Origin of the sequence: Aureimonas ureilytica DSM 18598 = NBRC 106430, from assembly GCF_000382705.1 — a bacterium.
Taxonomy (GTDB): Bacteria; Pseudomonadota; Alphaproteobacteria; order Rhizobiales; family Rhizobiaceae; genus Aureimonas; species Aureimonas ureilytica.
The window spans coordinates 16,555-32,592 of the sequence record NZ_ARQE01000014.1; the positions used below are offsets into that span (position 1 = coordinate 16,555).

Below are 16,038 nucleotides of genomic sequence, written 5' to 3' on the forward strand. Positions count from 1 at the left end.
TATCGGCTGGGCTTTGTTCGGATCGATTGGTGCTCAGGCCCAAGGGAGCAGGATCGAAGGGCGGGCAACAGTGGTCGATGGCGACACGCTCGCCATCGAGGGCTCGAAGGCTCGCATTCGCCTTTATGGCGTGGACGCGCCGGAGAGCAGCCAGACCTGCGACGATGCCGGTGGCAAGCGCTATCTCTGCGGTGGCCAGGCCGCGCAATATCTGGCCGATCTCATCGGCCGCTCGGGTCGGGTGACGTGCTTCGAGGAAGACCGCGACCGCTATGGTCGGATCGTGGCAGAGTGCTCGACGCCGCAGAACGTCGTCTTGAACGCCGCGATGGTGAAGGCGGGCTGGGCGATCGAGTACCGCCAGTACAGCGACGGCCGCTACGATCGGGAAGAGGCTGAGGCGAAGGCGGCCAAACGCGGGCTATGGGCGGGCCAGTTCATCGAGCCGTCGAAGTGGCGCAACAGCGGCGATCGGCTCGCGAGCGAGCGTGTCGCGTCTGGTCAGCCGGAGGGATGCGCCATCAAGGGCAACATCTCAGGATCGAACCGGATCTATCACTCGCCGGGTCAGCAGAACTACGCCAAAACGCAGATCGACGAGGCTGCCGGCGAGCGTTGGTTCTGCACGGCCGCGGAAGCAGAGGCGGCCGGATGGCGCCCGGCCAAGCGGTGAGCCGGGATGCAGCGCGCCTTTGAAATTGACGCTGGGAACGGCGAGACGTTCACGATCGAGAGCAGCCTGGATGGCGTGCGGTCGCTCTTTCCGGCGACGCTCGCACATCACTCTCGCCTTCACGAGAGTGAGGAAGACGCCTGGATGTGGATCCATGCGGTTCGGGCTCGCCAGGTTGCCGAAGAGGATCGGAGCGAGCGCGAGTTCGAGCTTCGCATCGATACGGTGATGAAACGCACCTTCCGGGTGCGAGCGACGAGCTTCGATGAAGCCGGGGCCAAATGGGCGGCAGGCGAGGCCGAGCTAGTCTGGCAGAAGCATACCGATCCCAGCGATCTCCAGGTGATCGATCCCAAATCCGGGCAGTGGACCTTCTTCCGCGTGGACGAAGAGGCAGCACAGGACGGCGACGGCTCAATCGAGGACGGACGAGCCGACGTGACGACAGGGACGATCAAAGCGCCCTGATGTCGCCGATAATGCCGGCGGCGTTCTCCGCAGGAATATGCCACGCCTTTGCGCCGGTGTTCCATTCCGACCGGCCTTCGATGATCGGCATCATGCGATCATGCAGACGGCCGTGGAAATGCCACCATAAGCCGATGTTGCCATCGTCAAAATGGTAGACCCTGACGGGTCCGACAGATGTTTCGACCAGCTCGCTGGCATCCGAAACATGCGCTGGGATGACGAAGTTCGGGAGCTTTTCGTAATCGGCTTGGAGCACGGGATATCCTTGGGTTGGATCAGCGGTATTGGCCGGTAAAGAGGTCGCCGATGGCTTTCGACGCTCGCCAGGTGAGCCATCGCTGGGTGCGATGGCGAGGACGGTCGTGTGCGAGATGGCAGCGCTGACAAAGCGCGCGGAGGTTGGCGGCATCATTGTTGGCCACGTCATGATCGAGATGAGCGCACGCAATCACAACGTAGACGAAGCGGGCTGGGATCTTTGACGGGAGATGCTTGGGAGCTGGAAGGTTGGTTCGGGTCCCCCTCCCCTTCTCGTCACGCCAGCGCTGAGCCTCGCCATCGTACCAACGGCCATCGGTCAATTGGCAAACGAGCTGCTTGTGAGGACGCCTGCATTGTTCACAACGGCCATTGGCGCGGCGAAAGCGGATCGAGGCCGAAAGCTGCGGCCAGTCAATGGGATAGAAGCCTCGCATCTCAGGTTTAATCGGCACGAGGCTATCCAAGGCTGGAACCGAACGGTCGTTCGCTGGGGGTTCGACCGTGAGTCTAGCGGAAGGTGGACTCCTCGGCCAAGCGAGAAATCGGGTTTCGTAGAGGACCCGCGCCAGCGATCGTCACCCGAATGGGCCAGGACCGCTCAGGGCCTGGGGAGCGATGCTCCTAGAGCGCGCCCGAAGGGGGCGTCCCTTCCCTTTTTTGCCTTCTGCGGACCTTTGAAGTCTTGATGAAGATCGTTCAAGGCCTCAACCAAGTAAGCGAGCTGCTGAGCCGTCTGCGGAACTTGCGCCTGAAGACGCTTGATTTTGTGTTCCATGTCCGTTATTTCAGCCCTCTTTGTCCCATTTATGCCGTCAATTCCAGCCAAAAGACTATATACGTCGACTTCCAAAAACTGTGTGATCCGAACGAGCGTCGAAACGGAAGCTCTGTTTCGCCCAGTCTCATATTTTTGAACTTGCTGATAGCTGACTCCAAGCATTTCACCAAGGGATGTCAAGCTTATCCCGCGATGAACTCTGAGATTACGAAGATTTGCACCGAACATGACATCGTACGGGTCCAAGTCTGGTCTTTTGTTTTTCAAACTACTCTCCATCACATTTCCGCCTGCACACGACTCAGCTTCTATATCTATTCAAACCCTAAGTGGCCTGGAACGCTGTATACCTAATCCGGATCTTCATTTAAGCTCGAATTCTTTCCTGTAGCCCATCCGCCGTGGCACCGGAAGTTGCAAAACGAACCGTCAATGCACTGGCATTCCAGGGGTTCGAACGCGTCACATCAATTTAACGTTCTCAATTTGATACCTGAACCTTACAACTTTGCATCTGCACATTTGTTGAACAGCGTTCGGATTAATTTAGAAGCGCTCCACGGGTGAGAATGTCTCTGAAACGACCGTTTTTGCGACAAATATCCGCTGTCAACGAGTGGGGCCGTCCTGCAGCGCCATCACGGCAGCAAAGCGCCCAGTCCTGTCGACCAGACGAAACTCTCGACGTCCCGAAAGCGGACGTCACGCCAGCGCAGCGAACGTTCAGGATCGGTCCGTTCTAGGCAGTGTCCCCATAACAGGGTTCACGGTTTTGGGTTGATCTGATTCAATCTCCTGAGAAGGAGGTTGGCATGCGTCGCCATGAATTGACGGATCAGGAGTGGTCGGTGATCGAACCGCTATTGACCAAGAACAGCCGCGGCGTGCATCGCGTGGACGACCGGCGGGTAATCAACGGCATCCTGTGGCGGTTTCGGACCGGGTCGTCCTGGCGGGACGTGCCTGAGCGCTACGGCCCTCGCACCACGTTCTACAACCGCTTCACGCGCTGGCGCGCCGCCGGCGTCTGGGATTGGCTGCTGGAGGCTGTGAGCCGAGCCTACGACGGCGACATCGTGATGATCGACAGTTCCTGCGTCCGCGTCCATCAGCACGGCGCCGTGGGCAAAAAACGGGGCCTGCCGATCCTTGCATGGGACGTTCACGCGGCGGCCTAACGACCAAGATCCATGCCCTGGTGGATGCCAAGGGCCGGCCCGTGCGTCTCGAACTCACCGCCGGGCAAGCTGGCGATGCGCCCATGGCGGCGAGGTTGCTCGACACCGTCGCGCCCGGTGCGACAGTCATCGCAGACAAGGCCTACGACACGGACGGTATCCGGTCCTTCAAGGCTGCGCGAGGTGCCTGGGCGAACATCCCGCCCCGCTCGATGCGCAAGGCCACCTTCGCCTTCAGCCGCTGGGTCTATCGCCAGCGCAACCTCGTCGAGCGCTTCTTCAACCGCCTCAAGCAGTAGCTGTCTGGCTACCCGCTACGACCGACGGCCCGACAACTTCCTCGCCGCCATCAAGCTCGCAGCCGTCCGCATCTGGATCAATGCGTAATGAGCCCGCTCCCTAGGTGATCTCTTTGCCGTTTGCCCATCAAACGTGGCCTCCGCATATGTGGAGATAACAACTCGCTCGGTCTCGGAGAGGCACCCTCAAAACGGACCATTATGATATCGTCCATCTCCCCGCTTAGGTTATATACAGCAAAGGAGGCCGACGGCATCGAATGCCATTGATGAACATGCTGTGAAGGATGCTTTGCGGAAGTATTCGCCAGGCGCCACTATTTCGACTCATGTAGCGGATCGCGTTGGCGATATCTCGCGTGTCAACGAGCGGCCTGCGATCGGCTTTCTCAACCGCAGCCAGCAAGGTGTTCGTTCTATTCATGAACTCTCGTATTGAGCACTACGACGGTTAAAATTTTCCTGACCGCCTCACTAAGCTGGCAGGAAACCTAGGCTGTAGACCTGAGGCTGTAGCTTTAGAGTTAGAGCGAGATAGGCCTGGTTGAAGGAGGCGAAGTCCGTCACCTCGTTTACCTCGTTGGCAATCAACGACCGCCTGACCTGATACCAGCCGGCATCCGGCCGCCCAAGCTTGAATTCGTCAATGATCTTTTTACCAAACTTCTGCCCATGGAAGAGGCGGAACAGCTTCAGTCCCTCGTCCATCACCAGCTTTGCCTCTGGCGTCAGCTTCAGTTTGCTCATGTACTTCGACATGAAATCAGACTCGAATCGTCCGGTCTTCAGTCCGACCTGCTTCTCGGTGAAGGGGATGAAATGGTTGATCAGGGACCAGTCTTTCCCACCGTACTTGAGCTTGTCGGCGCCGGCGGAGAGGTTACTGCTGTTGAATAAGGTCCATACAAGGCAGTCGGCCTTCCAAGAATCGCTCAGCAGATGATTCGACTGTAGGAACTGATCACGGTCGTTGAGCCAAGTCGGACGGATCAAACGGCGGACGGCGAACATGACTGCGACCTGCCACATGTTGGCTTCGGTGATGAAGAAGCCACGTCCGCTTCCGAATCCCGAGGACATGATCATAGTCAACTTCCCGGCCTGCTGGAGATCGTTGCCGGCGCAATTGAACCAGCCGAGCGCTCCGTCGGCCCAGGCACGACCCCGGATATCCCCCGTCGATGTGGCAGGCTCTACCGCACCCTTGAGCGGGATTGCCGGCGTTTTGTTGGAACGTGGACGAACCGGCCATGTCGAAAGGAGGAGATGGTTCTCGATATTCGTGAAAATCTTATCGCCGATGTAGACAGCATCCTTGTCTAGAACATCGACCTCCACCTCGTCTATTCTCTCCGGCTTCGAGGTGTCCCAGATCAAAAACCCAATCGGGAAGTCACCCTTTAGGCCGTCAAAGGCGCGACTATGAACGACAAAGCCGCCAAGATACTTCGCTAGCCAAACCGTTCGAAAATCTTCAAAAGCTTGGGAGTTTATGTACTTGAGTGTTCCGAATGTGGCGACGGTGGCGACAGGAATTTCCTTATGAACGCGAGCAAGGAATTGCGTGAACAACTCGTTGCTTGCCTTGCCATAACCTTCCATTCCGGCCACCGCGAACCTCGACCTAGCGACGTGCTTTTTGCTACGGTCTATGCCTCGGCTAACGGCGTTCTCAGAGCTGGTCGCCTCGGCATATGGTGGATTAATCAGTACCAAGACTTTCTTGGCGCCCTTCTTCTTCATCCGTGCATCGGCAATCGCGGTCCGCAGTGTGATCGGCAACTTTCCCGAAAGGGAATAGTCGATGTTGCCGAACTCGTTCACGTCGTCATTTAGGTAATCGTATTGAAATATCGTCGCGCCGACGCATGTCTGAGAAGCCCGCATGAGGTCAATATCGGCCTGATCGATCGTCGACATGAAGACGTTGCGATAATTTGAGTGCTTAACTTCGAGATTGCCGACGCCGCAACACATGTCCCATACGATATAACGCTTCTGCCAATTCTTGCCGAGGACGTCGGTTAGCTCGGCATACGCCTTATCTACGACATGCAGTGGTGTATAATAGGCGCCCTTGAATTCCCGCTCTATGATAGGAAGTAGGCTGTCCCTGCGCTCGAGTAGATAGTGTCTGTACTCCTCTTCGGGAGGTCTGTGATAGATCGCCCAGAAGTTCCGATAGCCGCGCAGGCTGTTGAGCTCGTAAGTGGTCCCGTTCAGGACGAAGACTGGCTTGTCGCCATCATGGAGCAGCTTGGCTGGAAGGTCTTTCATGGCTGATTTGGTGCCATCGTGCATGATGTCGGCGAAGAAAAGCAGCGCGTAGTCCACCCGCGAGACGCCATCCAGCTCCTCGCCAATCATCGAGATCCACTTGTCGAAAACCTGTCGCAGGTTGTCCGGTGTGATGGGTGTTCGGATGATTTTTCCGGCGCTGATAGCTTGCCGGATAGCAGCGATAAAGTCCTTCTCGTAATGATCGAGCTGGTATACGACGAAGTGGGTCTCAATGTATGGTGCGATCTGCACCGCCAGAGACTTGTCAATCTTCGATCCCGACTTTGGCCATTTGATAAGCTTGTCGTCGAGGATTGGCAGTGCCTTCGCCGTTTCCATGACTGCCGCCTTCTCTGTATCAATGACACAGAGAAAGGGAGGTATCTGCTCGCCCAGCTTGCGAGCGCTGCGGACGTAGAACAACAGCTGGGCGAACATTGTCACTGGCGCTGTTGGGGAGCCCTTCGCCTCAAACCAAACCTCGTCGGTACGGATGTCGACAAGGGTTTTATTGTAGCTCTTTAGTCCTATTGCTTTGACGTAGGCGTCCTTGACGTCCTCCTCTGTCTTTGCCTTCGAGAGGTCCTGCTTCAGTGTCATAAGTCTAGGCAATCCTGCTGAGTTAGGTTCTTGTCCGGAGCGTCGGCTTAAGTTATCCGAGCGCGGCCTCCGTTAGGATTGCCTCGTCGGGAAATATATGCAGCGCGCGCACGCACTCCTCGGCAGTCGAAGGATTGTCACTGAAATAGACGACGACTAGGTCCTTAAGTGCCCTCGTGCAACAAACATAGAAAAGGCGTCTCGTTCTATCGATTGAGGTCGGCTTACCCTCAGCCATGTTCTCCAGATCGCGCTTGGACGGGGGCTTTACTCCGAAATACTTGTCATAGGAGAACTGCGCATGGGTTCCTTCATCATCGTCGAGGACAACAAGCACGCGCTCGAACTCAGCACCTTTAATCCCTTGCTGCGTCGAGAAGGGCGACGATTGCCTGATGTATGTCCTGTACCCGCGGAACTGGCGAGCTGGGCATGCTAGGTAGCGGTCCATGGCATCTATCTCTAGCGAAGCCGACTCCTCGTCCTCGCCTTCTTCTCTCTGCTCCTCGTCCTCTGAGGCGTCGTCATTCTTAGGAAGCGCTTCCCCAATAAACGCTGAGATACGTGGATCGAGAGTTGTGAGGTCTTTCTGCGCCAGATGGACGAGGACGTCTCGAACTGTAGCCCTGCCGTCAGCCATCATAGCTACGAGTTCGGCAACCGCAGTTCGCAACGAGGCGAGTAGGTCCGCGACTTTAGACTTGGACAGCGCCTCACGCTGGAGCCTAGGGCACGACCTGCGCAGGAGCGATATCGCCTCAAATTCGTTACCGACCTCCATCGCCTCAACGACGGGCAGGACGAAATTGACGAAGGGCTTAAGTGGCCATGACGTTGAATCGAGGAAGCCGTCGCCGAACGCGCTCGGCGCCTTATCGTTCATAGCGGCATAGAGTTGGCCAAAACCCAAACGGTTGGCCGCCATTCGATGCACGATGACCAACAATTTGAAGTCAGCATCGGGGCCGTCGGCCCAGCAGGGATCGGCCTCCTCGTTCGAAACCAGACGTCGGACAGCGGCAATTCTCTCATCCCGATTGCCATCAGCTGGCAGCACGAAGATGCGCGCCGAGCCTTTGACAGGAAGGGGCGCTCCGCCGGCAGGGTTCTGCACCACGCGGCCTCCAGTCTGCACGAGGTCGTCACCGTCGCGCCGAATGGCGTTCGCCACGGCTAGCACTTGCGTTGGGCACCGGAAGTTCTCTTCCTTGGCAATCGTTTCCCAGCCATCCTCAAGCGGGATGTCACCGATGCCAGTAGCATATATGCGTTGCATGGGGTCGCCGAAGAAGCCGAGGCAGAAATCGGCACCAGCTTGCGCTGCCACCGCTTTGAGAGCCCCCACGACGATCGGCTGGGTATCCTGGCTCTCGTCTACGAAGACAATCGGGAACTGCTGTGAAACCAGGGTCCGGAACAGTGGGCGCTCCACCATAAAATAGGCGGCCATGCGGATTATGTCGTCATGACCTAGTACGCCACGAGAATAATCGCTACCAGTCCCGTAGTTGAACGCCCCCACCTTCTCGACCATAGGGATCGAGGCGGTATACCGATCGAGGTCGTTGCGGTTCTTAACGCGCGTGCGCGGCTGGACACGCGGTCCGAAATTGGCGGCCGTCGCCTCGAGCTCCGCGATGCGTTCATTGATCCGACGGATCACCCAGGCTTTGATGTCCGTCTGGAAGGACCGCGTGATCGACCACAGAAAGCTATGGATGGTCGAGACGTGCAGCAGCGGATTGTTGCCTACATCTGCCCAAATTTCGGCGGCTGCTACCTCCGTATAGGTGATGCAGGCGATCCGCCTGCGGCTGCGTTTGAGCTCCTCCCCTCGCATATGGATGGCAGTGGCCAGCGCCTTGACCAATGACGTGGTCTTGCCTGAGCCGGCTCCCGCCACCATGACGAAACCACGCTTCTCCTTGCCACCAAGGGAGGCCTTGACGCGCTTGTCGGCCTCGGTGTCCGGCTTGTCGATCCGCCCACCGCTCATTCAGCTTCGCCCTCGACGGCCTCTACCGCACCGACGACGGCCTCGGCCTCCTGTACCACCTCGAGATCAACCTGTTCGGCCAACCAGCTGAGACCATCCCTGATGTACTTCGGAGTCGTCCAGCCCTCCGTGCCGGAGGCCATGATTTCCAGCGCGAATTTTGTCTTGTCGAAGTGCTTGCCACCAACCCGCTTGTGTAGGCCTTCCGCAAGTGCCGCGACGTCTTCAGGAGCCTTCTTGAGCTTAAGGCCCACGTCCTTGCGCTCGATGGCTTGGCACCATTCAGCGTTCTCGAGACCAAAGGCCTCTTCGAGCGTGCGACCGCACACTGAGACCGTCGCGCCACCCCAGGCGACGTCGGTGGCAACCTGATACGCCACCAGAACCTTCGCCGGTTCGGAGCCGGTGATATGAGCTGTTTTCTCGGCTGCGTCCGCTTTCAGCAGATCGCCTATGAGCCGCTTCTTGGGTAGCCACTTGATCAAAGTCTGGTTTGAAGTTTCAGCATTTTCGACCGAGGGAAGGCAGGCCTTGCCGTATCGCTTCATTGCTGGCTTTCCCTCCTCAGCGTCAGGAACCTCGAACTCGACCTCCTCGTCCTCCTCCGCATCCTCGTCGATTGAATCTGGGATCGGCTTGGCGGTCACGCTGTCGATGTCCGTCACAATAAGTGTTGTGATGCCAAGAAACTCAATCAGCTCTTTGAATCGATGACCAAAAGCGCCGCTGACTTCGAGGATGCAAAGCGAAGCGGACCGAAGCGTCGGCGCTTCTCGCTCGATCATGATGGGCATGAGGAGCCGTTCTACGTTGCCTTCCACCAAGATGGCGGCATCTGCAAAGAACAGGTCGCAATGAGTCAGCTTCAGATAGCGCTGGAGGAAATGCCGGTCCCTAGGCGCCTCTCCAGCCTGAAATGCTGAGAGATTGAGGACAAGCGTAGTCTGCTCCCCATCAGCATGCCTCCGGAAATATCGGATCGGAGCGAAGCCTCGCTCGTAGAGGATGTGCGGCGAATGGGTCGTCATCACAACTTGGCTGTTGTAGGCGCTCTCTTCGTCCTCTTTGACAAGGCTTAGCACGTTCCGGATGAAGACCTGCTGCAATTGGGCATGCAGGTGCGCCTCAGGCTCCTCAATGAAGATCAGGTGTAGCGGTGCGCGATTCTCCTCCTCGGCCTTCCACTTCCCGTGAATATCGAGTATCTCCACCACCATGTAGATCAAGTTCTTAAAACCCAAGCCATTGTAGCTATCGGGCAACCGAGCGGCGTCGTCTCCATCGCCGAGCACGTAATGGATCTTGGCGTCCTGGCTCATTACCGTTGCAGGGTTGAGCGCTGACTTGATCTCTAGCCGTGGATTGTTAAGGCCGGGATAGCCGAGAGTGGCAATACGGTCGAGCGTGTCCTTGAAGACGTCTTTGAGGTGGTCGTTGAGCCCCGCTTCGGATTTGAAAAGCGCCCTGAGGGCCGTGTGGTCTTCCTCCCGTTGGCTGAGGTTGCGTTCGTAGAACCGGCTTAGCCGGCGGGACAGGTCCTCGGACCGGCCCGAACCGCCTTCGGTTTTCGACGCCGGATCGGCGAGGTGGCGTTGGGCGTTAAGACAATCGACTCTAACAAGCGACCTGAGTACAGCAGCCCCGCTTACCTCGCCAGCGAGGGGAGCTGGGCTGTAGCCGATTTCCTCCACCAAAGCGGAATCGAACCGCGCGCGATCCAATACGCTGTAGCGGAGCTCGAACTCGAGGTGAAGTTCCTTCTCGAGGTAATCGGTGAGCGATTTCGGCCAGGGCTTGTAGTCGCCAGCCTCGTTCGGCAGCGCAGCAGCCTTTTCCGTCACCGCGGCCTTGCGCTCCCTGAAACGCTTCAGCAGTTCTGATGACGAGCAAGCAGCCAGTTCCACTCGCATGCCGACCATGCTGCCTTCCCATGCCGTGCTCGGCAGTATCGGCATCACAAGGTACAGATCCTCTGCGTTCACCTTGAACCATAAATCCAGCACGATGGATGGGATTTCGGCAGTGGCGTCGCCGATAGGATCAGCCACCTCAAGAGCGTTAAGCTGCTTCCATGTGTGTGAACTGAAGTCAAACAGCGTGAACCGGTCCTTCGAGCCAGACAGGAACATCATTATGGCTTGAGTAGCCGATGTTTTGCCGCTGTTGTTGGAGCCGACAAAGATCGAAATGTCCGATCCCAGCTCAATATGCGCGTCGCGAAGCCGACGAAAATTCTTCAAACGATACGAATGCAGATACATAGTCGAGGACTCAAATGTAATGCGTGCGTGGCGATACCGTTACAATGCATTAAAGCAGACCCATCCTCTTCTCCAATCACAACTAACGAATGTGCGGCATATGGTCGCTACAAGCTGTGTCAGCGGATTGCTGCTTCCCTAATGGCTGGGGTTCGAGAAGTGTCGAAGGCGCCAAGTCGGTATCGTGCCCCTCCTCCAGTTGAGTTTTAGATCGTGTGGGCTGTAGCACGCTTGCTGAAGTCGCGTTAACGTTGTGCGTTATGCGCACGCCTCTCACTTTCGTTCACGCCGCTGACATCCATCTCGACAGTCCACTGCATGGTCTTTCGCGCAAGGATGAGGCTTTCTCGCAGCTCGTACGCGGGGCGACGCGAACTGCGTTTGCTAGGGTCGTTGACCTCGCGATCGATGAAGGCGCTGCCTTCGTGGTGATCGCAGGCGATCTCTATGACGGCGCCTGGAAGGATCAGTCTACCGGCCAGTTTGCGGTCGCGCAGCTCGCTCGGCTGACGCGTGCCGGTATCCGTGCGGTCATCTCCTTTGGCAACCATGACGCCGAAAGCCGCGTCACCCGACATCTGACGCCGCCCGAAGGTGTCTACATGTTGGCGAATGCAAGGTGCGAGACTGTGCTTTTCGATGATCTCGGCGTTGCGATCCACGGTCGCTCCTACAAGCAGGCTGCCACCACGGAGAATATCGCGGCCACCTACTGCCCACCAGTGAAGGGGATGCTCAACGTCGCCATGCTCCATACTGCGCTCGATGGGCACGAGGGCCACGCGAATTACGCGCCCTGCTCACTCGCTGAGCTTCAGGCGGCGGGACACGACTACTGGGCGCTTGGCCACGTCCACGACCATGCCGTGCGCTCGACGCATCCACATGTGGTCTTCGCGGGCAACACGCAAGGACGGCACGTTCGCGAAACCGGTCCGAAAGGCGTGGTCGTCGTGCGCGCCGAAGATGGAGCGATCAGCACCGTCGAGCACCGGGCGACCGACGAAATCCGTTGGGCAAATCTGCGCGTCGATGCAAGCTGTGCACGTGATACCCTCGAAGCCCTCACCGCGATACAAGCCGAACTTCGCCCGGTCGTAGCGGCAGCTGAGGGGCGCCCAGTCGCGGCGCGTGTTGCCGTTGTGGCCGATGCAGCACTGGCAATGCGACTTAATGCTGATCCGTCCTTCTTCGAAACGGAAGTGCGGGGTCACGCCGCAGGCATCTCCGACACGCTCTGGATCGAACGGGTGAAGGTCGCGGCGCGTGCAGAAGCGGGCACCTACGGTCTGCCGCCGGAACTTCGCGATCTCCTCGACCAGGCGATGACCGACCCGGACTGTCGCCGCGCGATCGAGGCCGCCATCGCGCCGCTCGTCGGAAAGCTTCCGACGGAAATTGGGGACGCTGAGACCGCACCGCTCATCGCCTTTGCAAGGGCCGGCAACGGCGAAGCTATTGTCGAGGCAGCGCGCAGCCTCATTGAAGCGCGGCTCGCGGGAGACAAGGATTGATGCGCTTCCGGAGGCTCGAACTCATCCGCTACGGGGGCTTTGCCGATCGCGTCTTCGACTTCGGTGAGGGCGGGCCGTATCTGCATTTGGTGGTGGGACCAAACGAGGCCGGCAAATCCACTGCGCTTGCAGCGATCGGCGATCTTCTGTTCGGAATCCCCGGTCAAAGCAGCCAGAACTGGCACTACGACTATTCCCAGCTTAGGCTGCGCGCGCTAATCGAGCACGACGGGGAAACGATCGACGTAACGCGGCGCAAGGGCAACCGGGATACGCTGTTGCAAGCTGACGGAACGCCCTTCAAGGCAGACCCACTAGCCAAGCTTCTCGGCGGTTTGGACCGGACGGCGTTCGAGCGGATGTTCGGTCTCGACCACACGAAACTTCGCCGCGGCGGCGAGGGGATCCTCAGCGGCCGCGATGACGCTGCGCGGATCACGCTCGAAGCAGGTACCGGCCTTTCGCATATCGGAACCGAGTTGAAGAAGCTCGAAGAGGCCGCTGTCGCGCTGTTCAAGCCGGCGGGTCAGAACCCGCCCGTCAACCGCCTGCTGCGCGAGCGCACCGAGGCGTTGGGTCGGGTCCGCCAATCTTCCATTGGCGATGCCGACTGGATGAAGGTACGCCAACGCCGGACTGATGCCGAAACGCGGCGCCGGGCGCTGATCGAGGAAGCGGAAGCCATGAGTCGCGAGCAGGCGCGGCTTGATCGCATTGCGAGGGCGCGCGCCCCCTTCGCCCGGCTGAAGGAAGCGCGACGCGAACTGGACGAGCTGCGCGATGTTCCGGACATGGCCCCGGACGCCGGCGAACGCTTCGCCTTGGCGAAGGCCGAGCGCGGCACGCTCGCTGCGCTGGCGACGCGGGTCGAGGCAGATATCGCGCGTGTCGCGGCTGTGATCGATGCCATTGCAGTGCCGGGTCCTATCCTTGCCGAGCGCGCAGCGATCGAAGCGTTAGATGAGCGCCGCCCGGTGATCGCCACGGCAGCCATGGACCTAGAGCGCCGACGCGCCGAACTGGAGCGTATAGACGCGCGGATTACTAGCGCACGCGCCGAGGCGCACCTTAGGGACGGAGTTGCGCTCCCGACGGTCGGCTGGCGCCGACGTGCCGTCACGCATTTGGAAGCGCGCCGCGATCTGCGCCAGCGCGAAGCAGTTGCAGGCAAGGAGCGAGCGAGAATTGCGGTCGCTCGCGCGGAGGGCGCGGCCGAACTCGCTCGACTAGGCGATTTCGTCGATCCGGGAGCAGTGAACGAGGCCTTGGCCACTTTGCCGATGGACGTTGAGACAAGGCTCGGACAGGCGGAGAAGGATGCCGCGCGGAGGCACACACGCGCAAACAGCCAGCTGGAAGGCCTTCGTCCATGGGCGGGCACCGCGGCGGTGCTGGCGAGGCTGGAGCTGCCGAGCGCCGCGGAAGCTGGTGAAGCGCAGAGAACGATCGATACGGCTCGAAACGAGGCTTTCGCTGCGCGCAAGGAAGCAGAGGCTGCAGAAACGACCGCGATCCGAGAGAAGAGCAAGCTGGCGACGATCACAGCAGGCGATACGCTGCCGACGCCAGATGCCATTGCGGCACAGCGTGCCTCCCGCGACCGGGTGGTCGATGCTGTGCGTGAACGTCTCGCGTCCGAGCGCCGCGCCGACGACGAGGCTACCGGATACGCGCTGAGGGAGGCGGTCGCCGAGGCCGACCGCCTCGCAGATCGACGGGACGGTGAAGCCACGCGTATCGCCGAACACGGGCTCGCCGTCGTGGGCCTCGCCGAAGCCGAGGAATTGCGCGCTGCAGCGGAGAAGCGACGGAGCGTGTGGGCCGCCGAGTTGGAGCGGGCGGAGGCTGAGTGGGCCGCTCGCCTCGGCGCGCTGGGGTTCGAGAGACCGATCATTGCCGCCGATTTTGCAAACTGGCTGATGCAGCGGACGGCGGCACTCGAAGCCGGGCGCGAAGCGACGGAAGCGCTCGAGACACTGCAAGAGTTGCGAGCCTCGATCGAGCGCTCTCGAAGCCGGATCCGGCAAGCGCTGGCAGATGCCGGTGGCGGCGGAGTTGCGCAGGATGATCCTGGGCTCATTGAACGAGCTCGCCGTTTTGTCGCTGTTTCGAGCGAGAGCGCCACCGCGCGCGAACGCATCGCTCGGGAGATGGTGGTGATCGATCGCGCTGCGGCGGAACTTGAACTGGAAGAGAAAGGCATCGACGAGGAGCGTCTGGCTCTCGATGCAGAAATCGGGGCCCTCGCGGAGGAGGCGGGTCTTGCGGAGACGAGCGGCGAAGTCGCGCTGGTGGATGTTCTGGCTGCGCTCGAAGGGATCGCCGAGGAGACCGCGACACGTGAAGGCGTGGCTCGCCAGATCGTCGGCATCGAGCGCGACAGGATCGCGTTCGAGGCGGATCTCGACACCGTGCTCGGCGCGCTTAGGCAAGTCCGGAAAGGCAGGGCGGTCGACCAGGTGCAGACGCTTGCCGCTGGGCTCGATGATGCTATTCGCGACACCGAAGAGCGGGACACGCAAAGCGGTGAACGCACGCGGCTCACAGAGGAGTTCGCGCAGACGAAGGCCCAACTCGACGCCGCCGAAATTGTGATCGGCGTGCTGATGCAAGCAGCGGGGGTCGCCGACGAAATGGCACTTGATCAAACGATCGCAAAGGCCGATCGCCGGGCCCTCCTGCGAACGGTCGAGCGCGAAGCGCTCATGGACCTTGCCGGTGCTGACAACAACGCAGGACTCGACGCGCTGGCTGTCGAGATCGCCGAACTGTCCGCCGAGGAAGAAGCGGCGGCCCGCAGCCGCATCCAGGATCGCCGACTGGATCTTGCCAGCGAGCGCGAAGAGGTTGGTCGTGCCCTCAACGCTGTAGAAGAAGAAATGGAGCGTGCCGCTAGCGACAGCGCCGCCGCCAACGCGCAGCAAGAGGCGACGGAAGTGGCCCATCAGCTTGCCGAAGTGGCGGAGGAACATGTGCGGACGGCTTCGGCTGCCGCCCTCTTGCGGTGGATGCTCGATCGCCATCGGGCCACCAATCAGGCCCCGCTCATTGCGCGGGCTGGTGCCCTTTTTGCCAAAATCACCGGCGGAGCCTTCGCAGGTCTCGGTGTTGGCTACGGCGCGGACGACAAACCAGTCATCCTCGCCCGACGCGCAGATGGTGCTGAAGTCGGCGTCGAGGCCCTGAGCGAAGGCACGCGCGATCAGCTGTACCTGGCGCTGCGGCTTGGTTCGATCGAAGGCCGGTCCGGCGTAGGCACGCTGCCAGTGATCTGCGACGATCTCCTAATCACTGCCGACGACGCACGAGCCGCCTGCCTGTTCGAAGTCCTTGCCGCCGCTGCGGCGCATACTCAGGTCATTGTGTTCAGCCATCACGAGCATCTGATTGAGGTTGCCCGAAAAGCGCTCGGTGCGGGAGGCTTCCAGCTGCAACGCATCGTATCCAACCTCGATACGACTGCGGCCGCGTAGGACCCTGCTGATACCAGCTCAGAGTTTTCCGCAAAGACGGTCGTTTCTGCGACAGATGCACATCGGCCAACTGTTGCTTCACCTAAAATGGTTTGGCTCCATCCGGTCCTCTAAAGGCATACTCAACGCGGACCGTTGGGCAGCCTTACGATGCGCCGGCGTTCGGTCTGTGGGCGAAATGGCAGCTATCATTCTTGCCGGTCCGAGAGCTGCCTGTCCGCTTTCGGCCCATTCATCTGGGTCAGCAGGTGGCG

General features: G+C 59.7%; 10 protein-coding genes and 1 pseudogene. 5 read left to right on the forward strand and 6 right to left on the reverse strand.

Going from position 1 to position 16,038, the window contains the following annotated elements; translation table 11 throughout:
- The first annotated feature begins 70 nt into the window (after positions 1-70).
- Both B146_RS0121365 and B146_RS0121370 read left to right on the forward strand, forming a co-directional pair.
- Complete coding sequence (locus B146_RS0121365; protein WP_019998525.1) at positions 71-673, forward strand: thermonuclease family protein; 603 nt, start codon at positions 71-73, stop codon at positions 671-673.
- Between the two features lie 6 nt (positions 674-679).
- On the forward strand, positions 680-1,141 hold the full coding sequence (locus B146_RS0121370) for a hypothetical protein (RefSeq protein WP_019998526.1): 462 nt from the start codon (positions 680-682) through the stop codon (positions 1,139-1,141).
- Here B146_RS0121370 and B146_RS0121375 read toward each other — a convergent pair.
- From B146_RS0121375 to B146_RS28570, 3 genes are all read right to left on the reverse strand, one after another.
- A complete protein-coding gene (locus tag B146_RS0121375; protein WP_019998527.1) occupies positions 1,128-1,400 on the reverse strand; it encodes a hypothetical protein in 273 nt (90 codons plus the stop codon). The two genes, B146_RS0121370 and B146_RS0121375, sit on opposite strands and share 14 nt — an antisense overlap.
- Positions 1,401-1,419: 19 nt before the next feature.
- On the reverse strand, positions 1,420-1,857 hold the full coding sequence (locus tag B146_RS30305) for a hypothetical protein (RefSeq protein WP_081631081.1): 438 nt from the start codon (positions 1,855-1,857) through the stop codon (positions 1,420-1,422).
- Positions 1,858-2,003: 146 nt separating this feature from the next.
- A complete protein-coding gene (locus B146_RS28570) occupies positions 2,004-2,462 on the reverse strand; it encodes a helix-turn-helix domain-containing protein (RefSeq protein ID WP_081631072.1) in 459 nt (152 codons plus the stop codon).
- 533 nt (positions 2,463-2,995) lie between these two features.
- Here B146_RS28570 and B146_RS28575 point away from each other — a divergent pair.
- Positions 2,996-3,748: pseudogene (locus B146_RS28575) on the forward strand (IS5 family transposase).
- Positions 3,749-4,134: 386 nt separating this feature from the next.
- Here the strand turns inward: B146_RS28575 and B146_RS0121395 are convergent.
- Genes B146_RS0121395 through B146_RS26960 form a run of 3 tightly spaced genes read right to left on the reverse strand, consistent with a single transcriptional unit; the run spans position 4,135 to position 10,797 of the window.
- A complete protein-coding gene (locus B146_RS0121395; RefSeq protein WP_019998531.1) occupies positions 4,135-6,540 on the reverse strand; it encodes a hypothetical protein in 2,406 nt (801 codons plus the stop codon).
- Positions 6,541-6,592: 52 nt separating this feature from the next.
- Entirely contained in the window at positions 6,593-8,536 is a 1,944-nt protein-coding gene (locus B146_RS0121400; RefSeq protein WP_019998532.1) for a UvrD-helicase domain-containing protein, read from the reverse strand.
- Entirely contained in the window at positions 8,533-10,797 is a 2,265-nt protein-coding gene (locus B146_RS26960; RefSeq protein ID WP_051091617.1) for an ATP-dependent nuclease, read from the reverse strand. The genes B146_RS0121400 and B146_RS26960 overlap by 4 nt, the downstream gene beginning before the upstream one ends.
- A 260-nt stretch (positions 10,798-11,057) precedes the next feature.
- On the opposite strand from B146_RS26960, the gene B146_RS26965 reads away from it, so the two are divergent.
- On the forward strand, positions 11,058-12,311 hold the full coding sequence (locus B146_RS26965) for a metallophosphoesterase family protein (RefSeq protein ID WP_040408858.1): 1,254 nt from the start codon (positions 11,058-11,060) through the stop codon (positions 12,309-12,311).
- Positions 12,311-15,784: a YhaN family protein gene (locus tag B146_RS0121425; RefSeq protein WP_019998537.1), complete on the forward strand. Its 3,474-nt coding sequence runs from the start codon at positions 12,311-12,313 to the stop codon at positions 15,782-15,784. The genes B146_RS26965 and B146_RS0121425 overlap by 1 nt, the downstream gene beginning before the upstream one ends.
- Positions 15,785-16,038 lie beyond the last annotated feature (254 nt).